This is a genomic window from Achromobacter sp. FW305-C-28 (assembly GCF_058783235.1).
This window is the reverse complement of sequence record NZ_JBYSYL010000001.1, coordinates 236,329-258,649: the sequence shown is the minus strand read 5'-3', so window position 1 is coordinate 258,649 and position 22,321 is coordinate 236,329. Positions and strand designations below refer to the sequence as shown.

18 protein-coding genes are annotated in these 22,321 nt (G+C 64.8%); 6 read left to right on the top strand and 12 right to left on the bottom strand.

All coding sequences use genetic code 11. The features are described from left to right. Positions 1-39: 39 nt before the first annotated feature. Positions 40-1,575: a tetratricopeptide repeat protein gene (locus tag AC3WMR_RS01200; protein ID WP_492262336.1), complete on the top strand. Its 1,536-nt coding sequence runs from the start codon at positions 40-42 to the stop codon at positions 1,573-1,575. 166 nt (positions 1,576-1,741) lie between these two features. After that, on the top strand, positions 1,742-3,460 hold the full coding sequence (locus AC3WMR_RS01195) for a thiamine pyrophosphate-dependent enzyme (RefSeq protein WP_492262335.1): 1,719 nt from the start codon (positions 1,742-1,744) through the stop codon (positions 3,458-3,460). 10 nt (positions 3,461-3,470) lie between these two features. On the opposite strand, the gene AC3WMR_RS01190 is transcribed toward AC3WMR_RS01195, so the two are convergent. Continuing rightward, complete coding sequence (locus AC3WMR_RS01190; protein WP_492262334.1) at positions 3,471-4,394, bottom strand: LysR substrate-binding domain-containing protein; 924 nt, start codon at positions 4,392-4,394, stop codon at positions 3,471-3,473. 80 nt (positions 4,395-4,474) lie between these two features. On the opposite strand from AC3WMR_RS01190, the gene AC3WMR_RS01185 reads away from it, so the two are divergent. Both AC3WMR_RS01185 and AC3WMR_RS01180 read left to right on the top strand, forming a co-directional pair. Continuing rightward, positions 4,475-5,398, top strand: a complete 924-nt coding sequence (locus AC3WMR_RS01185) for a carbon-nitrogen hydrolase family protein (protein WP_492262333.1) — start codon at positions 4,475-4,477, stop codon at positions 5,396-5,398. 512 nt (positions 5,399-5,910) lie between these two features. Beyond that, entirely contained in the window at positions 5,911-6,471 is a 561-nt protein-coding gene (locus tag AC3WMR_RS01180) for a PIN domain-containing protein (RefSeq protein WP_492262332.1), read from the top strand. 14 nt (positions 6,472-6,485) lie between these two features. On the opposite strand, the gene AC3WMR_RS01175 is transcribed toward AC3WMR_RS01180, so the two are convergent. The 4 genes from AC3WMR_RS01175 to rpsO all read right to left on the bottom strand — a co-directional run bounded on the left by AC3WMR_RS01175 (position 6,486) and on the right by rpsO (position 11,184). Further along, positions 6,486-7,703, bottom strand: coding sequence for a threonine ammonia-lyase (locus AC3WMR_RS01175; protein WP_492262331.1), 1,218 nt, complete (start codon positions 7,701-7,703; stop codon positions 6,486-6,488). 15 nt (positions 7,704-7,718) lie between these two features. After that, a complete protein-coding gene (locus tag AC3WMR_RS01170; RefSeq protein WP_492262330.1) occupies positions 7,719-8,453 on the bottom strand; it encodes a hypothetical protein in 735 nt (244 codons plus the stop codon). A gap of 208 nt (positions 8,454-8,661) precedes the next feature. Beyond that, positions 8,662-10,824, bottom strand: coding sequence for a polyribonucleotide nucleotidyltransferase (gene pnp, locus AC3WMR_RS01165; protein WP_492262329.1), 2,163 nt, complete (start codon positions 10,822-10,824; stop codon positions 8,662-8,664). A 90-nt stretch (positions 10,825-10,914) separates the two neighbouring features. Next, a complete protein-coding gene (gene rpsO, locus AC3WMR_RS01160) occupies positions 10,915-11,184 on the bottom strand; it encodes a 30S ribosomal protein S15 (protein WP_006223612.1) in 270 nt (89 codons plus the stop codon). A 271-nt stretch (positions 11,185-11,455) separates the two neighbouring features. Between rpsO and AC3WMR_RS01155 the strand changes: the two genes are divergently transcribed. Continuing rightward, a complete protein-coding gene (locus tag AC3WMR_RS01155; protein WP_492262328.1) occupies positions 11,456-11,974 on the top strand; it encodes a hypothetical protein in 519 nt (172 codons plus the stop codon). A 69-nt stretch (positions 11,975-12,043) separates the two neighbouring features. On the opposite strand, the gene pssA is transcribed toward AC3WMR_RS01155, so the two are convergent. The 4 genes from pssA to AC3WMR_RS01135 all read right to left on the bottom strand — a co-directional run bounded on the left by pssA (position 12,044) and on the right by AC3WMR_RS01135 (position 16,361). Further along, positions 12,044-12,817: a CDP-diacylglycerol--serine O-phosphatidyltransferase gene (gene pssA, locus AC3WMR_RS01150; RefSeq protein WP_025136926.1), complete on the bottom strand. Its 774-nt coding sequence runs from the start codon at positions 12,815-12,817 to the stop codon at positions 12,044-12,046. 180 nt (positions 12,818-12,997) lie between these two features. Next, positions 12,998-14,014, bottom strand: a complete 1,017-nt coding sequence (gene ilvC / locus AC3WMR_RS01145; RefSeq protein ID WP_183006679.1) for a ketol-acid reductoisomerase — start codon at positions 14,012-14,014, stop codon at positions 12,998-13,000. 75 nt (positions 14,015-14,089) lie between these two features. Continuing rightward, positions 14,090-14,581: an acetolactate synthase small subunit gene (gene ilvN / locus AC3WMR_RS01140; protein WP_006217868.1), complete on the bottom strand. Its 492-nt coding sequence runs from the start codon at positions 14,579-14,581 to the stop codon at positions 14,090-14,092. Positions 14,582-14,591: 10 nt separating this feature from the next. Beyond that, a complete protein-coding gene (locus AC3WMR_RS01135; protein WP_255358781.1) occupies positions 14,592-16,361 on the bottom strand; it encodes an acetolactate synthase 3 catalytic subunit in 1,770 nt (589 codons plus the stop codon). A 445-nt stretch (positions 16,362-16,806) separates the two neighbouring features. Here AC3WMR_RS01135 and AC3WMR_RS01130 point away from each other — a divergent pair, with 445 nt between their 5' ends. Beyond that, positions 16,807-19,029, top strand: a complete 2,223-nt coding sequence (locus tag AC3WMR_RS01130; RefSeq protein ID WP_492262327.1) for an FUSC family protein — start codon at positions 16,807-16,809, stop codon at positions 19,027-19,029. A 70-nt stretch (positions 19,030-19,099) separates the two neighbouring features. On the opposite strand, the gene yaaA is transcribed toward AC3WMR_RS01130, so the two are convergent. The 3 genes from yaaA to AC3WMR_RS01115 form a co-directional block, all read right to left on the bottom strand. Then, positions 19,100-19,870, bottom strand: a complete 771-nt coding sequence (gene yaaA, locus AC3WMR_RS01125) for a peroxide stress protein YaaA (protein WP_492262326.1) — start codon at positions 19,868-19,870, stop codon at positions 19,100-19,102. 14 nt (positions 19,871-19,884) lie between these two features. Beyond that, positions 19,885-20,667: a 3-hydroxybutyrate dehydrogenase gene (locus AC3WMR_RS01120; RefSeq protein WP_492262325.1), complete on the bottom strand. Its 783-nt coding sequence runs from the start codon at positions 20,665-20,667 to the stop codon at positions 19,885-19,887. A gap of 149 nt (positions 20,668-20,816) precedes the next feature. Next, positions 20,817-22,106 carry a cation:proton antiporter domain-containing protein gene (locus AC3WMR_RS01115; protein ID WP_492262324.1) on the bottom strand — a complete coding sequence of 430 codons (1,290 nt, stop codon included), beginning with the start codon at positions 22,104-22,106 and terminating at the stop codon, positions 20,817-20,819. Positions 22,107-22,321: the final 215 nt, after the last annotated feature.

The window sequence follows — 22,321 nt, the reverse complement described above, 5'->3', positions numbered from 1 at the left end:
CCTGACGCGCCAGGCGGCGCGTCGCCCCAGGAATTCCGCATGTCCAACCTGATCGAATCCATCCTGCGCGCCGACGACGGCGACGACCACCCGCAGATGCTCGCGCTGTGCGAACAAGCGGTGCGCGAACAGCCCCACGCCGCCCTGGCGTGGGCGCTACGCGCCCGCTGCCACGACAAACGCGGCGCCCCGACTGAGCGCGATGCCGACCTGGCCCGGGCGCTGGCACTGGATCCGCAGTGCGCTGACGCCCTGCGCGTACGCGCCACGGCGCTCTACGACGACGGCGACCACGAAGGGGCCTGGCGGATCCTGCGCGACGCCCGCCAACGCGCGCCCTCGCATTACGGCCTGCTGATGGCCGAGGCTTATGTGCTGATCAATGACGAACGACTGCAGGACGCCATCGACGGCTGGACCCGCGCGATCCAGCAACGGCCGCAGGCCGGTGCCCCGCACTGCTACATCGCGTCCAACCTGGCCAATGCCGGCCGCCATACCGAGGCCGTGCCCTACTTCGAGCGCGCCGTCGCGCTCGCCCCCGGCAATGGCCGCTTCATGTACGACGCCGGCAACACCTATCGCCGCCTGGGTGACCTGAACAAGGCCATCGCGATGTTCGACCGGTCGCGCGCCATCCTGGGCGAACAGAACGCCATCCAGCACAACCGGGCGTCCTGCCTGCAGGCCATGGGCCGCCACGCCGACGCCGTCGAGGAATGGACCAGCCTGCTGCGCCGCGAGCCCGATTGGGATTGGCCGCTGGAGGGCAAGGCCCGCTCGCTGCACCGGCTGGGCCGCGCCGACGAGGCCAAGCCGTTGTGGCGGCGACTGGACGCGCTATCGGACAACGGCTGGGAAGGCCGCAAGGAACAGGCCCGCGAATATGTACGCAGCGGTGAGCCCGAATTGGCCGAGCAGGCACTCGGTGATCTGGATCCCCTGTCCAGCGGCGATGCCCAGCTGCTGTTCGTGGCCGGCAACGCGCAACGCGACCAGCGCCATTGGGAACAAGCGCTGGCCTGTTACCTGCAAGGCTACGAACTGGCCCCGAAGAACGACTTCCTGCCGGGAAACGCGGCCGACATGCTCGTCCGCCTGGAACGCTACGGCGAGGCCCTGCCCCTGTCGGAAGTCGCCATCGCGCTGGACCCGGATTGGTTGAAATGGCGCCGTGTGCGCATCGATGCGCTGATCGGGCTGGAACGCGGCGCCGAGGCCGCGGCCGATGGCGAACGCGCCTTGCAGCGCTGGCCCGACGACAGCATGTTGCAGGCCGACTATGTCAACGCCCTGATCGCCGCCCGCCGCCACGATGATGCGCTGGCGGCTTGCGACCGCCTGGTCGCGATGGACCCGGAATACCGCGACTGGGCCTTGTATTCGCGCGGCGAGATCTACGGCGCCATGAAACGCCACGCCGAATCCGCATCGGCCTTTCGCCAGGCCGCGGCGGCCTATCAGCAGAACGGCAAGCCGCAGTATCAGGAACTGTCGCTGCAAAACGCCCTGGCGGCGGAACAGGCCGCCACCGCGTCGCGCGGTCTGCTGGGACGGTTGTTCGGCCGCAAGTAGACGCAGCCTGGCCGCGCGTGCGTCTCGCGCACGCGCGAATGAAAAGCTCGACACGGCAATCGGGATACTGTTTCCCACGGCACTACGGTCAACCGCCAGGAACTTTGACGCCGCCCCTTGATCGGACTTACTGGTTTCTAGCGAGTCCCTGATCAAGGAGATCTGCATGCCGAGCAAAAAAGTCGCCGAAATCGTTGTAAGTACCCTGGAGGCCGCAGGAGTTCAACACTGCTACGGCATTGTCGGAGACACCCTGAACCACGTCACCGATGCCATTCACCGCAGCAAGATACAGTGGGTCCACGTCCGCCACGAAGAAGCCGCCGCTTTCGCGGCCGGCGCCGAATCCTACATCAGCGGTAACCTGACCGCCTGCGCAGGGTCTTGCGGCCCAGGCAGCCTGCATTTCATCAACGGCATTTACGAAGCCCAGCGCAACCGGGCCCCCGTCGTGCTGATTGCCAGTCAAATCGTCACCTCGCAATTGGGCATGGACTTCCCCCAGGAAGTCGACTTCAAATCCCTCTACGCCAATTGCTCGGTGTTCTGCGAACAGGTGCAATCCCCAGAACAAGCGCGACGCGTGGTCACGCAGGCCTGCCAGGCTGCGCTCAACCGTCGCGGCGTGGCCGTCGTGATCCTGCCGGCCGACATCAGCCAGGCGCACGTACAGGACGACGTGCCGTACTCGGTTCATGTCCCGCAACCTGTGCTGCGCCCCCACGACACCGAATTGCAGCAGATTGCGCACCTGCTGAGCCAAGGCAAAAAGGTAGGCATCTATGCCGGTTCGGGTTGCCAGGGCGCGCACGATCTGCTGATTGCCCTGGCGGGCCGCCTCAACGCGCCCATCGCCCATACGTCGCGCGCCAAGGATTTCGTCGAATACGACAATCCATTCAACATGGGCATGACCGGCATGATCGGCATCAAGTCCGGCTTCCACATGATGAAGGAATGCGACACCTTGCTGCTGCTGGGCGCAGACTTCGCGTGGGCGCAGTTCTATCCCGACAAGGCCACGCTGATCCAGGTTGATCGCGATGGCTGCCATCTCGGCCGACGCCATCCCGTTGACCTGGGGGTGGTCGGAGACGTGATTCCCACGCTCGAAGCGCTGCTGCCTCTTGTGCAACAGCGTGACGATTGCAGCTTCCTCGAGGCCTGCCTGAAAGTTCACCAACATGCGCTTCAAACGCTGGAAAAAGAAGAAGAGGCTGGCTCCAGCGACCTGATCCATCCCCAACACCTGGTCAGCCTGCTCGACAAGCATGCGAGCGACGAAGCGATGTTCACTGCCGACGGCGGATCGGCCATGGTCTGGACGCTGCGCCACATCCATACGAACGGCAAGCGCCGCACGCTTTCCAGCCTGATCCACGGCACCATGGCTAACGCCATGCCGCAGGCCCTGGGCTTGAAAAAAGCCTATCCAGACCGCCAGGTGATCTCGATCTCCGGCGACGGCGGCCTGACCATGTTGCTGGGCGACCTGCTGACCGCCGTCCAGGAGAAACTGCCGATCAAGGTCGTGGTGTTGAACAATGCCTCGCTGAACTTCGTCGAGCTCGAGCAGAAGGTCGAGGGCCTGCTGGACAACTACACCGACCTGCTCAACCCCGATTTCGCCAAGCTTGCCGAGGTCATCGGGTTCTACGGTCGCAAAGTGACCGTCGCGGACGAACTGGATGCCGCCGTCCAGGAGTTCCTGGCGCATCCCGGCCCGGCGCTTCTGGATGTCCATACCAATCCCGCTGAATTGGTCATGCCGCCCAAGGTCGAATTCGCCCAGGTTGCCGACACGGCGCTTTACGCCGCCAAGGCGGTCCTCAGTGGCCGGATCAAGGACGTCGAAGCCCTGGTCGTGAACAACTTCCTGAAATAGCCGTTCGGCTTCACCCCCAGCGGTAGCCTTGCAGCAGCCCCAACAGGCAACGCCGGGCCGCCGCTACCGCTTCATCCCGCAACGCGTCGGCGCGCCAGCCCATTTCAATGGCATAGCCCGGCATGGCGATGGGGCAAGGCAGCAGCCGCAGCCCCGTCACCGCCGCCAGGCCGCGCGCCGCGTGGGCCGGCAAGGTTGCCAGGGCGTCGCTGCCTTGCATCAGGAAGGGCAACGCCGCGAAATGCGTGGTCGCCGCCAGCACCCGCCGCGTCTGCCCCATGCCGTGCAGCACCTCGTCCACCACGCCGATGAAGCCACCGGACGACACCAGTACGTGCGGACGCCGCGTGAACGCCTCGACGGACAAGGCCGTCTCGCCCGGCGCCAGGCTGGCCCCATCCACCAGGCAGGCATAGCCGCCCTGCCCGACCGTCACTCGTTGCAGGGCTGGCGCGATCAGGCCGCCGGACGCAATCACCAGGTCGACCTCGCGCGCCATCAGCATGTCGGCCGCCAGCCGGCTGTGCGTCTGCCGAAATATCAGACGCAATCCAGGTGCGGCCTGTGCCAGCGCCGCGATCGCGGCGTGGCCCAGCGCAATCTCGAAATCGTCCGATAGCCCCAACGTCACCGAGCGCCCGGCGAAGCCTGCCGCGCCCGGCCGGGCCAGCGACAAGCTCTGCCGGCACTTGTCCAGCGCCTCGCCGATGATCGGCCGCAGTTCGCGCGCCCGCAGGCTGGGCGACAGGCCGCGGCCGGTGCGCACGAACAGCGGGTCCGCATACAACGTGCGCAGCCGCGCCAGCGCCGCGCTTACGGCCGATTGCGTCACGCCCAGCCGCAACGCCGCGCGGCCCGCGCCGCCCTCGTCATAGATCGCCTCGAATACCTTGAGCAGGTTCAGGTCGGTCGATTCGATATCAATATGGCTCATATCATTTATCTTCTAGCAGGATTGATTGATTTTAGGCTCGCCCCGACACTGGCGGCATCCCCCCACGCCAAGGAACCCGTATGACCGCCCAGACCGTCGCCGCACTGCAAATCGGCGCTTCGCCCGAAGGCAAAGAAAAAACCCTTGAACACATCCTGGCTTTCGAGGCCGAGATTGCCGCGTCCGGCGCGGCGCTGGTCGTGTTGCCGGAGGCCCTGCTGGGCGGCTACCCCAAGGGCGAGATCTTCGGCACCCGCCTGGGCTACCGGCTACCCGAAGGCCGCGAGGCCTACGCCCGCTATTACCAGAACGCCATCGACGTGCCCGGCCCTGAAACCGAGGCCCTGGCCGCGCTATCTCAACGCACGGGCGCCAGCCTGGTGATCGGCGTCATCGAACGCGCCGGCAGCACGCTGTACTGCACCGCTCTGTATTTCGACCCCGCCAAGGGCCTGGCCGCCAAGCACCGCAAACTGATGCCCACCGGCACCGAACGCCTCATCTGGGGCCAGGGCGATGGCTCCACCCTGCCCGTGCTGGACACCGCCGCCGGCCGCATCGGCGGCGCCATCTGCTGGGAAAACCACATGCCGCTGCTGCGCACCGCCATGTACGCGAAAGGCGTGCAGATCTGGTGTGCACCCACGGTCGACGAGCGCGACATCTGGCAATGCTCGATGCGCCATATCGCCCACGAAGGCCGCTGCTTCGTCATCAGCGCGTGCCAGGTACAGCCCTCGCCGGCCGAGTTGGGACTGGACGTGCCGGGATGGGACCCCAAGCGCCCCCTCATCAATGGCGGCTCGCTCATCGTCGGCCCCCTGGGCGACGTGCTGGCCGGCCCCTTGCACGGCCAGACAGGCCTCTTGACCGCCCAGGTCGACGTCGACGAGCTGGTGCGCGCCCGCTACGACTTCGACGTGGTCGGCCACTACGCGCGGCCTGACGTGTTCAGCCTCAGCGTCGACGAACGGCCCCGCCAATCCGTGCAGTTCATTGCGTGATTTCCCCTGGCGAACGCGCGCCGGGGTGGAACTGCCGGTCCCAAGTGGTATAGTCACGCCCGCCGGATATCGCCCGCGTCCACGGGACGCGCAACATATCCCATTGCCGCCCCGCCTTGGGGCCGCAATGCCCGAGTGGTGAAATTGGTAGACACAAGGGACTTGAACTAATTTGAGCCCTTTGGAGGAAACTCCAAAGGTGTAGCCCGTCAAACTCGGCGAATGCCCTGGACCTGTTCCGAGCCAACGCCGAGCCAAGCCCGCTTTGAAAGAACCGGGAAGGTGTAGAGAGCAGACGGCGGGCACCTAAGGCCGCAAGGCTATGGTGAAGGCGTGCTCCAGACCACGAACAGCGCTCGCGCGCTGGCGGCGAAAGCCGAAGTGGTAAGAAAATCCCTCGGCCGCAAGGCCGTACCGGTTCGATTCCGGTCTCGGGCACCACCCCCATTGAGGCGCCATTGGGCACGTCATCGTCCACTCCCCCCTTCATCGTCCTGGACGCCTGCGTCCTCATGTCCGGCATCCTGCGGCGCCTGCTGTTGCGCCTGGCCGATGCCGGCGTATTCGTGCCCGTCTGGACGGACCGCATCGGCGAGGAATGGCGCCGCAATGCCTCGCGCATCTGGGACATTCCGCCGGAAGTGCTGGATGAATTCTGGGCCGAGATGAACGCGCGCTTTCCGATGGCCAACGAGACCGACACGCAGGTCTACGAAGCCTCGCTGCGCTACAGCGACCCCAAGGACTTCCACGTCATCGCGGCCGGATTGGCGCGGCGCGCGCGTTGCGGCCTGGCCAAGACGCCTGTCGTGCAGGTGCTGACCTGGAACCTGAAGGACTTCAATCGTTCGGAACTGCGCCGCCAGGGGCTGGACGTATACAACCCGGATCGCATGCTGGCGCAGTGGTGGCAGGACGACGCCGGCCGCATGCGCGAGGCGATCGCGCAGATCCCGGCGGACTACATCGCGCTGGGACGCGAACCCGAACCGCTGGCCACGACGCTGCACCGCGAGCGCCTGTACCGCCTGAAGAACCAGGTGGGGCGCGACCCCGAGTTGGGCGGCGGCTGAAGCGCCGCACCGCGTCAGTGGTCGTGGTTGCTGGCCGCAAAGCCCGCCGCATTCAGAATATCGATCACTTCCTGGATATGCTCGGGTCCGCGCGTCTGCAGCACGAAGTCCACTTCCACATTGCGCACCGGCAGCGACGTGAATGCGCGCTGGTGATGCACTTCGGTGATGTTGGCCTGCGCATCGGCGATCAGCTTGGTGGCATGCGCCAGCGCGCCCGGCAGGTCGCGTAGATCCACGCGAATGCGGGCCAGACGCCCCGCTCGCACCATGCCGCGTTCGATCAGTTCGCCCAACATCAGGGGGTCGATGTTGCCGCCCGTCAGCACCAGGCCGATGCGCTTGCCCTTGAATTGTTCGCTGCCCGCTTCCTGCGCGCGCAGCAGCGCCGCCAGTCCGGCCGCGCCGGCGCCTTCGACCACGGTCTTTTCAATTTCCAGCAGCACCACGATGGCGTGCTCGATGTCGGCCTCGCTGACCAGCTCGATGTGGTCGACCAGCTTGGCCACGATGGGCTGCGTCAGCGCGCCGGGCGACTTCACGGCGATGCCTTCGGCGATGGTGTACTGGCCCTGCGGCAGGGACACCCCCTTGACCGCGGCATACATGGCCGGAAAGCGTTCGGTCTGCACGCCGATGATCTCGATGCCCGGCTTGAGCGCCTTGGCCGCGGTGGCGATGCCCGAGATCAAGCCGCCGCCGCCAATCGCGATGACCAGCGTGTCCAGTTGCGGCTGATCTTCCAGCATTTCCAGGGCCACGGTGCCCTGCCCCGAAATGACGGCTTCGTCGTCATACGGATGGATCATGATCAGCCCGCGCTGCTGGGCCAGCTCGTAGCCATGCGCCTTGGCATCATCGAAGGTATCGCCCGCCAGCACGACTTCCGCGCCAAAGCGGCGCGTGTTGGCGACCTTCACGGTGGGCGTGAAGCGCGGCATCACGATCACGGCCGGCACGCCCATGCGCTGCGCATGATAGGCCACGCCTTGCGCATGGTTGCCGGCCGACACGGCGATGACGCCCGCGCGGCGTTCGTCTTCGGACAAGGTCAGCATGCGGTTCAGCGCGCCGCGCTCCTTGAAGCTGGCGGTGAACTGCAGGTTCTCGAATTTCAGCCAGATTTCCGCGCCAAAGATGTCGGACAGGGTCCGCGACAGCGTGAACGGGGTCTTGAGCACCTGGCCACGCAGGTTCTCGCGGGCGGTCTGGATGGAAGCGATATCGATCACGATGGAAAATCCCGTTTAGCGCACTGGCAGGAAATTGAACAGCAACAGGCCTTGCGCATAGTTGATGCCGATGCGCCGCGAGTTCTCGCCCAGCAGATTGGCGATCAGGTCGAGGCGGCCGATGATGGCGCCGAACTCACGTTCGAAACTGAGGTTGGTGGCCGTCTGCGACATCTCGTTGGCCAGCAGCAAAGGCTCGCCCTGGTTGTTGCGGCGCGACGCCAGCAGCCAGGCCGCCGCCTCGACGTTCCGTGCGGCATTGTAGACCCGCTGCCCGTCCAGCGCGTCGGTGGCATACAGCCGGGTCTTGCCGTTGTGGGCAGCGATGATGGTGTCGGCCAGGCCGTAGATGAAGGCGCCCACCCGGTCCCCGGAATAGTTCGGGTCCAGCGACACCGCCAGGATCTGGATGTCGTGCAGGCCCGCCAGGTCGGCCGGCGGGATGCGCACTTCGATGGCATGTTTGACCCGCGACACCGCGGTCGCATGGTCCGGCGCGCCCGTCTTGCGCCATTCGCGCGGGTTGCGGCGGTACAGCTTGTCCAGCAGGCTGTACAGGCTGGCCAGGTTGTCGCGCACTTCCAGCGTGACGGTACGGTTGAAATCGGTCTGGACCAGCTGGTCCGCCGACATGGTTTCGCCCTTGGGGGACCCCTGGCCGGGCCCCGGGCTGGACATGCAGCCCGTCAGCAGCGCGGCGCCCAGCAACGCAAGAGCCGCGCCCGCCCGGGGTCCTTGCCATCGCGTCATGCCCGATCCATCCCGATCCCCCTGTCTGGCGCCTTGCCGGCCTGTCGCCGGCGACGGCGCTCGTCTCGTACGCGCAAGACTTTACCGTAAGGCACGCGAAGATGGGAGATGCCGGAGATACCAAGACGAAAGAAGATGAATCAAGCTGGCGACCGGCAATAAAAAACGGCGCCTTGCGGCGCCGTTCTCGACAAGCTTGCAGCAGGCCTTATTCGGCTTGCGGTTCGGCTTGCGGGGCAGCCTCGGGCGCGGCAGCGGGTTGCTGCTGCTCGATGCCGCCGATGGCCTTGATGGACAGGCGCAGACGGCCCTTGTCGTCGGCCTCGATGACCTTGACGCGGACTTGCTGGCCGACCTTCAGCACATCGTTGATGTTCGCGATGCGGTAGTTGGCGATTTCCGAGATGTGCAGCAGGCCGTCGCGGCCCGGCAGCACTTGCACGATGGCGCCGAAGTCCAGCAGGCGCAGGACCGAGCCTTCGTAGATCTGGCCCACTTCGACGTCGGCGGTCAGCTCGACGATACGGCGCTGGGCTTCTTTGGCCTGCGCTTCGTCGACGCTGGCGATCACGATCGTGCCGTCGTCGGAAATGTCGATCTGCGTGCCGGTTTCTTCGGTCAGCGCGCGGATGGTGGCGCCGCCCTTGCCGATCACGTCGCGGATCTTCTCGGGGTTGATCTTGATGGTCAGCATGCGCGGGGCGAAAGCCGACAGCTCGCCGCGCGAACCGTCCAGCGCTTCCTTCATCTTGCCCAGGATGTGCAGGCGGCCTTCGCGGGCTTGCGCCAGCGCCACTTGCATGATTTCCTTGGTGATGCCCTGGATCTTGATGTCCATCTGCAGTGCGGTGACGCCGTTTTCGGTGCCCGCGACCTTGAAGTCCATGTCGCCCAGGTGATCTTCGTCGCCCAGGATGTCCGTCAGCACGGCGAACTTGCCGCCGTCCAGGATCAGGCCCATGGCCACGCCGGCCACGTGATCCTTGACCGGCACGCCGGCGTCCATCATGGCCAGCGAGCCGCCGCAGACCGAAGCCATCGACGACGAGCCGTTGGACTCGGTGATTTCCGAGACGATGCGGATCGTGTACTGGAAGTCTTCCGGGGCCGGCAGCAGCGGAATCAGCGAGCGCTTGGCCAGGCGGCCGTGGCCGATTTCGCGGCGCTTGGGCACACCGATGCGGCCCGTTTCGCCGGTGGCGAACGGAGGCATGTTGTAGTGCATCATGAAGCGGTCACGGTACTCGCCCATGAGCGCGTCGATGATCTGTTCGTCTTGCTTGGTGCCCAGCGTGGCCACGACCAGCGCCTGGGTTTCACCACGGGTGAACAGGGCGCTGCCGTGTGCGCGGGGCAGCACGCCCAGACGCACGCTGATCGGACGCACGGTGCGGGTATCGCGACCGTCGATACGCGGTTCGCCGTTCAGGATCTGGCCGCGGACGATGGCCGATTCCAGCGAGAACATGATGTTGTCGACGGTGACGGCGTCAGGCAGCGACTCGCCCTTTTCAGCAGCGGCAGCGGCCAGCTTGGCCGACACGTCGGCCGACACTTCACGCAGCTTGGCGGTGCGGGCTTGCTTTTCGCGGATCTGGTAGGCGGCGTTCAGGCCTTCCTGGGCAGCCGAGGTCACGGCGGCGATCAGGGCTTCGTCCTTGGCAGGCGCTTGCCAGTCCCAGTCGGGCTTGCCGGCGTCCTTCACGAGTTCGTGAATGGCGTTGATGACGGCTTGCATCTGCTCGTGGCCGTAGACCACGCCGCCCAGCATGATTTCTTCGGACAGCTGTTGGGCTTCCGATTCCACCATCAGCACGGCGTTTTCGGTACCGGCAACCACCAGGTCCAGCTTCGAGGACTTCAGCTGCGAGGCGGTCGGGTTCAGCGCGTACTGGCCGTCGATGTAGCCCACGCGGGCGGCACCGATGGGACCATTGAACGGGATGCCCGAGATGGCCAGCGCGGCCGAGGCGCCGATCATGGCGGCGATGTCGGGATCGATTTCAGGATTGACCGACAGCGTGTGGATGACCACCTGGACTTCGTTGTAGAAGTCTTCGGGGAACAGCGGACGCAGGGGACGGTCGATCAGGCGGGAGGTCAGCGTTTCCTTTTCGGACGGCTTGCCTTCGCGCTTGAAGAAACCACCGGGGATACGGCCCGCGGCGTAGGTCTTTTCAATGTAGTCGACGGTCAGCGGGAAAAACGTTTGACCCGGCTTGGCCTTCTTGGAAGCCACGACAGTGGCCAGGACGACGGTGTCCTCGATCGACACCACAACGGCGCCGGAGGCCTGGCGAGCGATTTCGCCAGTTTCCAGGACGACCGTATGCTGGCCGTACTGGAACGATTTTGTCACTTTATTGAACATGACGATTATTCCTTACAAATGAAAAACCGTGGCCGTCGCGACATACGTCGCACCGACCACGGTTGCGTCATGGGGAGCCAGCCCCGTCGATCACTTGCGCAGACCGAGTTTTTCGATCAGTGCGCGGTACGAATCGGGATTGCGGCCCTTGAGATAGTCGAGCAGCTTGCGGCGACGGCTGACCATACGCAGCAGACCGCGGCGCGAGTGATGGTCCTTCATGTGTTCTTTGAAGTGACCGGTCAGTTCGTTGATACGGGCGGTGAGCAGAGCCACCTGAACTTCGGGGGAGCCGGTATCGCCTTGAGCGCGTTGGAACTGCGCAACGATATCGGATTTCTTGATGTCAGCTACAGACATTGATGACCTCTTCGGACATGCGACAGGGCCGAGGCGCCCTGACGTGGTTTGGAAAAATTCGCGGCTGGCCAAGCTTTTGATTGCGTTCTCACTGCAGCTTGCCGGCGCAAAGCATCGTGCACAGTCACCTTGCAAAACTGCCACGCAAAGTCGATGCACGCGATAAAGCTCGATGATTATAGCTGATTCGCTAGAATTACCCCAGTGGCGGCGTAAGGCCTCCCGTCCAGCGACCGCCCCCCGCCCCTGCCGGCGGCAAGAGGAGCAACACATGTCAAAACGTTACAACTTTGCCCGCATCACCCTGGCCGCTGCCGCCCTGGCCAGCCTGGCTGCCTGCGCCAATCTTGCCCAGGTCGCCCCCGGCACACCCCTGGCCGACGTGCAGGCCCAATTCGGCACCCCCAACTTCGAATGCCCGCAGGCCGGCGGCGGGCGCCGCGTCATCTGGACGCAACAGCCCATGGGCCAGTACGCCTGGGGCGCCAACGTCGGCACCGACGGCCGCGTCGACCGCGTCCTGCCGCTCCTGACCGACGCCCACTTCAAGGTGCTGGAACAGGGCCAATGGGGGCCGGACCGCGTGCGCTGCGAATTCGGGCCGCCCGCCCGCATCGAAGAAGCCGGCCTGGGCGAAAAACGCGAAGTCGTTTGGTCTTACCGCTACAAGGAAAACGGCGTCTGGAATTCCCTGATGTATGTGTACATGGGCCGCGACGGCAATTCCATGACCCACTTCCATCCAGGGCCGGACCCGATGTATGACGACGACCGCTTCATGTGGCGTTGACCCGTCATTGAAGCCATCCCATGAAAAACCCGCCTTCAGGCGGGTTTTTCATTCGTGCGGGCGTTCGGATCAGGACGACTGGCTGCGGCGTTCCTGTTGCAGGCGGCGCGCGCGATTCCAGCGCCAGGCCCAGATGACCCAGCCCGAAAACCCGTACAGCACGAACAGGCCGAACAGCACCACCGGGGGATCGCTGGACACGAACACGAACACCGCCACCACCAGCAAGATGCCCCAGAACGGCACGCTGCGACCCAGGGCGAAGCTCTTGCCGCTGAAGAACGGCGCGTTCGACACCATGGTGATGCCGGCGTACATGGTCAGCGTGAACGCCACCCAGGCCATCACGCTGTCATGGATGGGCAGCTTGTTATCCACGGCCAGCCACACAAAGCCGGCCACCAGCGCCGCCGCCGCCGGGCTGGGCAGCCCCTGGAAGTAGCGCTTGTCGACCACGGCAATATTGGTATTGAAGCGGGCCAGGCGCAGCGCGGCACCCGCCACGTACACGAAAGCGGCCAGCCAGCCCCAGCGGCCCAGGTCGTTCAATATCCACTCGTACATGACCAGCGCCGGCGCAACGCCAAACGACGTCATGTCCGACAACGAGTCGTATTGTTCGCCGAACGCGGACTGCGTATTGGTCAGGCGAGCCACCCGGCCGTCCATGCCGTCCAGCACCATGGCCACGAAAATGGCGATGGCGGCGACCTCGAAGCGGTTGTTCATGGCCTGCACCACGGCATAGAACCCCGCGAACAAGGCCGCGGTGGTGAATGCGTTCGGCAGCAGGTAAATGCTTCGGTGGCGGTTCTCGGAATCGCGCATGGAAAAATTGGGCATAGTCTCAATTACTTACGACAGACATTGAAAGGTTAACTCATCTAGCCGATAAGCGGGCCGCAGCAAGGGCCATGCCTGGCTCGATAAGCCCCCCACCCCGAAAATAAAAGCGGCATGCCCTCGCAGGCATGCCGCTTCGACCCGTGCGCGCGGAGCCAAAGCCCCGCGCAGATGCCAGGATCAGTTCTTGGACTTGTCCACCAGCTTGTTGGCGGCGATCCAGGGCATCATGGCGCGCAGCTTGCCGCCCACTTGCTCGATCTGCGATTCCGCGTTGATGCGGCGGCGCGAGGTCAGCGTCGGGGCGCCGGCGGCGTTTTCCAGGATGAAGCGCTTGGCGTATTCGCCGTTCTGGATGTCCGTCAGGCACTGGCGCATGGCCTTGCGGGTTTCGTCGGTGACGATCTTCGGGCCCGTTTCGTACTCGCCGAATTCGGCGTTGTTCGAAATCGAGTAGTTCATGTTGGCGATGCCGCCTTCGTAGATCAGGTCGACGATCAGCTTCAGTTCGTGCAGGCACTCGAAGTACGCCATTTCGGGCGCGTAGCCGGCGTCCACCAGCGTGTCGAAGCCAGCCTTGATCAGTTCGACGGTACCGCCGCACAGCACGGCCTGTTCGCCGAACAGGTCGGTTTCGGTTTCTTCGCGGAAGTTGGTTTCGATGATGCCGGCACGGCCGCCGCCGTTGGCGCTGGCGTACGACAGGGCCACGTCACGAGCGGCGCCCGACTTGTCCTGGTACACGGCCACCAGGTGGGGCACGCCGCCACCTTGCTTGTACGTGTTGCGCACCGTGTGGCCAGGGGCCTTCGGGGCGATCATGATGACGTCGATGTCTTCGCGCGGCACGACCTGGCCGTAGTGCACGTTGAAGCCGTGGGCGAAAGCCAGCGCGGCGCCCGCCTTGATGTTGGCGTGCACTTCCTTGTTGTAGACCGAAGCGATGTTCTCGTCGGGCAGCAACATCATGACGATGTCGGCCGACTTGACGGCGTCCGCCACTTCCTTGACTTCCAGACCGGCGTTGGCGGCCTTGTTCCACGAAGCGCCGCCCTTGCGCAGGCCGACGACGACCTTCACGCCCGATTCATGCAGGTTCTGCGCGTGCGCGTGGCCTTGCGAACCGTAGCCGATGATGGCAACAGTCTTGCCCTTGATGAGGGAGAGATCGCAGTCTTTGTCGTAGAAAACTTTCATGTTTGTGCTCCAGATTCCAGTATTTGGATATTCGATGGGTTCAGATGTAGGGTGCGGCTTGGCCTGGAAGGCCGGTCAAATCTTCAAGATCCGTTCACCGCGGCCGATGCCGGACACGCCGGTGCGTACGGTTTCAAGGATGGCACTGCGGTCCAGGGCTTCCAGGAAGGCCTGTACTTTTTCCTGCACCCCGGTCAATTCGATGGTGTAGGACTTGTCGGTCACGTCGATGATGCGGCCGCGGAAGATATCGGCCATGCGCTTCATCTCTTCGCGTTCCTTGCCGACCGCGCGCACCTTCACGAGCATCAGCTCGCGCTCGATGTGGGCGCCTTCGGTCAGGTCCACGACCTTGACCACGTCAACCAGGCGGTTCAAATGCTTGGTGATCTGCTCGATGACTTCATCCGAGCCGGTCGTGACGATGGTCATGCGCGACAGCGTGGCGTCTTCGGTCGGCGCCACGGTCAGGGTCTCGATGTTGTAGCCCCGCGCCGAGAACAGGCCCACCACGCGCGACAGCGCGCCGGGTTCATTCTCGAGGAGGACGGAAATCACGTGCTTCATGGGGGCCTCCTTACAGGTCTTCAGAGCCAAGCAGCATTTCGGTCAGCCCGCGGCCGGCCTTGACCATCGGCCACACGTTTTCGGTGCGGTCGGTGATGAAGTCCAGGAAGACCAGGCGGTCCTTGTGCTTCTTGAAGGCTTCGCGCAGCGCCGGCTCGACATCCGCCGGGCGTTCGATGCGCAGACCCACGTGGCCATAGGCCTCGGCGACCTTGACGAAGTCGGGCAGCGAATCCATGTACGACTCGGAATAGCGCGAGCCGTAGTCGATCTGCTGCCACTGCCGGACCATGCCCAGGAAGCGGTTGTTCAGGCAGACGATCTTGGGCGTCAGGCGGTACTGGGCGCAGGTCGACAGTTCCTGGATGTTCATCTGGATCGACGCTTCGCCGGTAATGACGGCAATGTCATGCCCCGGATTGGCCATCTGCACGCCCATGGCGTACGGCAGGCCCACGCCCATCGTGCCCAGGCCGCCGGAATTGATCCAGCGGCGCGGCTTGTCGAACTTGTAGTACTGCGCCGCCCACATCTGGTGCTGGCCCACATCGGAGGTGACGAAGGCATCGCCGCCGGTCACTTCCCAGAGCTTTTCCACCACGTATTGCGGCTTGATGACTTCGTCCGAGTTGGCGAACTTCAGGCATTCCTTGCCGCGCCAGGTCTCGACCTGTTCCCACCACTTGGTGATGGATGCCGGCTTGTGTTCGGCGGCCGCGACCTCGTACTGGGCGCTCAGGTCGGCCAGCACATCCTTGACGTTGCCGACGATCGGGACGTCCACGCGCACGCGCTTGGAAATCGACGACGGGTCGATATCGATATGGATGATCTTGCGGGCGTTCTGCGCAAAGTGCTTGGGATTGCCGATCACGCGGTCATCGAAGCGGGCACCGATGGCCAGCAGCACGTCGCAGTGCTGCATCGCCATGTTGGCCTCGTACGTGCCGTGCATGCCGGGCATGCCCACGAACTGGCCGCTGCTGGCGGGGTAGCCGCCCAGGCCCATCAGGGTGCTGGTGCAGGGCGCGCCCAACTGCGACACGAGCTTGTTCAGCTCGGGCGCGGCGTTCGACAGGATGACCCCGCCGCCGGTGTAGATCATCGGCCGCTCGGCGGCCAGAAGCATCTGCACGGCTTTCTTGATCTGCCCCTGGTGGCCCTTATTGACGGGCGCATAGGAACGCATCGAGATCTCGCCCTTGGGCGGGGTGTACTTGCACTGCGCGACGGTGATGTCCTTGGGGATATCCACCAGCACCGGGCCGGGACGGCCGGTGCGCGCGATGTAGAACGCGCGGCGCATGGTTTCGGCCAAGTCCTTGACGTCACGCACCAGGAAGTTGTGCTTGACGCAGGGACGCGTGATGCCGACGGTGTCGCATTCCTGGAAGGCGTCCTCGCCGATGGCCGCAGTGGGCACTTGCCCGCTGATGATGACCATGGGGATGGAATCCATATAGGCGGTGGCAATGCCGGTGACGGCATTGGTCACGCCCGGTCCGCTGGTCACCAGGCAGACGCCGACCTTTTGCGACGAGCGCGAATAGGCATCGGCGGCGTGCACGGCGGCTTGCTCGTGACGAACCAGGATATGCTGAAATTTGTCTTGCTTGAAGATCGCGTCGTAGATGTAAAGCACTGCGCCGCCGGGGTAGCCGAAAACGTGTTCCACGCCTTCATCGGCCAGGCAGCGCACGACGATATCGGCGCCATTCAGTTCCATGTTGTATTTCCTTTCAGTACCGGCCCTGCAACCCTGACTGCTGCCCGCCCGGATACGGCGGCAACGGAACCCATACCGGCTACGACAACATGATCCGGCGCTTAGCGGCTCACGGAGCCACGCCACCCGGACACCTTGCCGACCCGGCACACGCTCGACAGAACGCAGTGCAAACGCCCCTGGGGGACGCTGGAGGTCGAAATGGAAGCCTTGGCAACACACGCTTGTGGCGCGGCCAACGGCAGGTGTAACTGCTGCAGGATGGCTGGGAGGTGACCCTGACCATCCGCCTCAACGCGCCGGTTTCGGATAGGCAGACCGGCGCAAGTGGAGCAATTTACCGCGTTGCGGCAAAGGTAGCAAATCGACGGTTTTCGAACCGTTGCGAGAAGGTTGCAGGGATGTCGTTTGGTCCGGATTCGTAAAGGTTGCGGGAAAAGCACTGCCGCTGATGCGGATCTATATACTTGTTTGGTCTTCAGCCATCGAGCACGCGCCCATGGATCTGCGCATTGCCAGCATTCGCCGTTTCCTCTACAGCCACTACTTCTTCGGCGGAGTGCGGCAGGGGGTGGGCATGCTGTTGCCGGTGCTGGTGCTGGGCGGGCTGTTCGGCCACTACACCACGGGCCTGGTCGCCACGTTCGGCGCGCAGTGCCTGGCCATCATCGACCAGCCCGGCGGCCCGCAGCGGCACCGCACCAACGAAATGCTGGGCGGCGCGGCGCTGGGCACGCTGACCGTCATCATCACCGGATTGGCCTCGACCCATCCCGTGCTGATCTGGCTGGTGGTCATTGCGCAGTGTTTCGTCTATTCCATGTTCACCGTATTCGGCAAGCGCGGCGGCCTGATCGGCTTTGCCGGCCTGCTGCTGATGACGCTGACCATGCATTCGCCGCTCGAACCGCACGAGGTCCTGGCGCATGCCGCTGCCACGCTGGGCGGGGCGCTGTTCTACGTCGTCTTCAGCCTGGGGTTCTCGCGCCTGTTCTGGCTGCGCGAGGAACAACAGGCCATGTCGGTGGCGCTGTTCGCCACGGCCGACTACGTCGCCGCGCGCGCCGCCTTCTATGACGAAACCGCAGACCTGGACGAGGCCTACCGCAACCTGATCCAGCGCCAGTCGGTCATGACCGAAAAGCACCAGGCCGCGCGCGACATGGTGCTGCGCGCCCTGCCCCGCGGCAAGGGCATGGGCGACCGCCAGCGGGTGATGATCTGGAACATGTTCGTGGACATGCTGCAGCTGCTCGACACGCTGGTGGCCACGCATACCGACTACGCCGCCTTGCGCCGCGCGCTGGCCGGCAACGACTGCCTGATGTTCATGCGCGATGCGCTGGTGAAGATGTCGCTGGAACTGAACCGCATCGCGCTGGACGTGTCGCGCGGGCGCAAGGTGCAGTACCGCAGCAGCGCCAAGGCAGAATTGCGCGCCATCGAATACGAGATCGAACAGCTCAAGCAGCAGGGCCTGGGCGAACGCGAGCCGGAAATGCTGGCCCTGATCGTCCAGGTGCTGCGGCGCCTGCGCAATTCCGCCCGCATCGTCGACCGCCTGGCCGACCATACCGCGGCCTCGCCGCACGCCAAGCCCACCGACGTGCTGCGCATCAACAAGTCGCTGACCCGCTTCATCTCGCGCCAGGAATTCCGCTTCGGGCTGCTGACCAGCAACCTGCGGCTGGACTCGCCGCACTTTCGCTATGCGTTGCGCGTCACGGCCGCCGCCGCCATCGCCATGACGCTGGCCAGCCGCTGGCTGTCGCCCGCGTTCTCGGCGCACAACTACTGGATCATGCTGACCATCGTCATCATCATGAAGCCGGGTTTCGCGCTGACCCGCCAGCGCAACGGCTGGCGCCTGATGGGCACGCTGATCGGCTGCATCTGCGCCCTGCTGCTGTTCAACGTCACCGACCGGGCCGAACTGCTGTTCGCCGTGCTGCTGGCCGCCTGCATCATGGGCAACAGCCTGGTGCAGCTGAACTACATGGCCAGCGCCATCTTCAACACGCTCTTCGTGGTGCTGGTGTTCCACTTCGTCTCGCCGGGCACCGTGTCGATGGCGGTGATCGGCGAACGCGCCATCGACACGCTGCTGGGATGCGCGCTGGCGCTGGTATGCAGCTACATCCTGCCCTGGTGGGAAGCGCGCTACCTCAAGCCGCTGGCCGCGGCCGCCACCCGCGCCAACCGCGAATACCTGATGGCCGGCCTGCGCTATGTCGAAGCCATGCAGGCCCATGGCGCGCCGGTCGGGGCCACTGCCGACGAGATTCCGGCCGTCACCGACGCCGACCTGGCCTGGCGGCTGGCGCGCAAGAACGTGCACATTGCGTTCAGCAATTTCGCCGAGGCCTTCTACCGCATGATGAGCGAGCCGAAATCGCACCAGGTCAGCGTGCCCGAACTGAACAACCTGCTGATCCAGAACCACGTGCTGGCCTCGCAGATCACCGCGGCCATCCCGATCCTGGCCGCCCTGCCCGCCACACCCGAGGCCGTGCAGCAAGCGCTGACCGGCATGGTCGACCTGCTGGACGAAAATCGCGCCCAGCCGCCGTCCAACCTGCCCACCCAGTTCGACACCGAAGGCGAACAGGCGGCGCTGGTGTATCCGGTCAAGCAGATGCTGAAGGCGGCGCACATGATCCGCCAGGAATTGCATGCCCTGGCGGATCCGCAGCACGCGCCGCCGGTGGCGGCGCCGGCTTGAGATCAGGCTTCGCAGAAAACAAAACGCCGGCCCCGCAAGAGGCCGGCGTCTTTACTGGGCTCGCGCCGGCTCAGACCTTGCGGCGAAACACCAGCTTGTCCTCGGACGAGGCCGAGGCGTCGAACTTGTAGCCTTCCAGGTCGAAGCCGTGCAGGCCTTCGGGCTTGGCGACCTTGTGCTGGATCGCGTAGCGCGCCATCAGGCCGCGTGCCCGCTTGGCGTGGAAGCTGATGATCTTCCAGGCGCCATTCTTCCAGTCCTGGAACACGCACTGCACCACCCGGGCCTTGAGCGCCTTCAGGTCGACCGACTTGAAGTATTCCTCGGACGCCAGGTTGATGATGACCGGCGCCTTCTGGCCGGCCTGGCGCTCGTTCAGGTAGTCGGCGATGCCGCTGCCCCAGTATTCGTACAGGTTCTTGCCCTTGGGCGTTGCCAACCGCGTGCCCATTTCCAGGCGGTACGGCTGCATCAGGTCCAGCGGACGCAGCACGCCGTACAGGCCGCTCAGAATAGCCACGTGCTCTTGCGCCCAGTCCAGCTGCTTGGCCGACAGGGTCGAGGCATCCAGCCCTTCGTAGACATCGCCATTGAAGGCCAGCACGGCCTGGCGTGAATTGGCCTGCGTGAACGTGCGCTTCCAGTGCGCATAGCGCTGCACGTTCAGTTCGGACAGGGCCGGACTCAGGCTCATCAGGTCGGAGATATCGTCGGCGCTCTTGGTCTTGAGCACCTTGATCAGGCCGGCGGCCTGGTCCACGAACAACGGCTGGGTATGGGTCTCGACGTGCACGGGCGAGTCATAGTCCAGCTTCTTGGCGGGGGAAAGCAAAAACAGCATTCGAAATTCCTTTATCAGCGCGCCGTCCAGCCGCCATCGACGGAAACGGTCGTACCAGTGATTTGCGCGGCGGCGTCGGACGCCAGGAAAACGGCCGTGCCGCCCAATTGCTCGGGCGTGACGAACTGCAGCGACGGCTGCTTTTCGCTGAGCAGGTCGCGAGCGGCGGTTTCCTGGTCGACGCCATTCTTTTCGGCCAGCGCCGAGATCTGCTTTTCAACCAGGGGCGTGCGCACCCAGCCCGGGCAGATGGCGTTGGCGGTGATGCCTTGCCCGGCGGTTTCCAGGGCCGTCACCTTGGTGAAGCCCACCACGCCGTGCTTGGCGGCCACGTAGGCCGACTTGTTGGCCGAGGCCACCAGGCCATGCGCCGACGCGATGTTGATGATGCGGCCGAAGCCCTGCTTTTTCATGTGCGGCAGCGCAGCGGCGGTGCCGTGGAACACGGCCGACAGGTTCAGCGCCAGGATGGCGTCCCACTTGTCGGCGGGAAAATCCTCGATCAGCGCGGTGTGCTGGATGCCGGCGTTGTTCACCAGGATGTCGATGCGACCGGCTTGGCGGACGGCGTTGTCGATCAGGCCGCGCACGGCATCGCCCTTGGACAGGTCGGCACCGTCGTACAGCACCTTGACGCCATGCTGGGCTGCCAGGACCGCGCGCAGCTTCTCGATTTCGGCGGCATCGCCAAAGCCGTTCAGGACGATATCGGCGCCTTGCTGGGCCAGGGCCGTGGCGATACCCAGGCCGATCCCGCTGGTGGAACCGGTGACGACTGCGACTTTTCCTTTGAGCATAGACATTCTCCTGTGGCGGGGCGCGGAATGCGGGCGGCGGCCGAGATGCGCCGGCCGGCGCCGCGAGCGAAACACGGGCTGAAAAAACAGCGTCAAGTGTAGCTGCCCGGCAAGGCGCCAATCATGCCATGCCCCCACGGCCCGCGGGGTCAAGCAGAGGGCTTGTCCGACTGGCTGTCCGCCTGGGATTGGGCCGGCCGCCCCGGCGGATGCGGGCCGGGCGCGGTTGGCTGCGGTTCGCCACCGGCTGACGGGGGGCCGGAATCGGCCTCCGGCACGGGCTCGACCACAGGCAGATCCGCCATGCCGCCCAGCCGCTCGGGCACGCGTTCGAGCAGTTTTATCAGGACAGGCACCACGCCCATCGATATCGCCACCACCACGGCCAGCACGTCGCGCTGGTCCAGGTCCATCAGGTGATTGCTCCAGGCCTCGTTGAAGATCGCGAAACTGAATTCACCCCCCTGCGCCAGCACCATGGCGAACAGCAGGCGGTGATAGCGCGGCAGCCCCAGGAAGCGGGCAAAGGCGTACAGCACCCCCGCCTTGACCAGCAGCAGCGCCGTCACGCCCGCCAGGATGAAGGCCCAGTGGTCCGCCACCACGTGCAGGTTCACGGACATGCCGATGGCCACGAAAAACAATCCCAGCAGCAGGCCCTTGAAGGGATCGATGGCCCTTTCCAGTTCGTCGCGATAGCGCGACTCGGCCATCAGCACGCCCACCAGGAATCCGCCCAGGCCCGCCGACAGCCCCGCATAGTTGAACAGCTGCGCCGTCCCGATCACCATCAGCAGCGCCGCCGCCGTGAACAGTTCATTCACCTGGGCCTTGGCCGCCCAGCCCAGCAGGCGCAGCCGATAAGCCACGGCCACCACCGCCACCGCGATCAGCGCTTCCTTGAAGGACGGTTCGGACGCGCTGCCCGACCCCAGCAGGCCGGCCGCGACCAGCATGGGAATCGCCGCCATGTCCTGGAACAGCAGCACGCCCAGCGCCGACCGGCCCATCGGGGTGCGCGTCAGCCCGCGTTCGTCCAGCAGACGCAGGGCCACGGCGGTCGACGACAAGGCCAGCGACAGCCCGCACAGCACCGCCGCCTGCCACTCCATGCCCGCCAAGTGGCGCAGCGCCGCGCCGAACACCAGCCCCAGCAACAGACCGCACACCAGCATCTGCAGCGATCCCAGTGCGAAGACCTCGCGGCGCATGGCCCACAGCCGCTTGGGCGCCAGTTCCAGGCCGATGATGAACAGCATCATCACCACGCCCCACTGCGACACGTTGACCATGTCGCCCACGTCGGTCACCAGCTTCAGGCACGACGGCCCCACCAGCACCCCGGCCAGCAGGTAGCCCGGGATGGCGCCCAGCCCCAGCCGCTGGGTCAGGGGAACGCACAGAACGGCGGCAAGCAGCAGGATGAGGATCAGGTTCATCGGGGCCAGGCGGCAGGGTCGCGACAGTCCGATTCTGCGCAAAGAATGCCCGCCGCGAAAGCCGATGAAACTCCCTGTAGCCGACGAGACCGGGGGGCTTTACACAAATTATTTTTTTGCTGTAGAATTGCGGGCTTCGCTGCTCCGACAACGCAGATTCTTCCGACCAGGGATCTGATTGTGAAAGGAAAGGCGCTGATGGCCTAACCCCCATT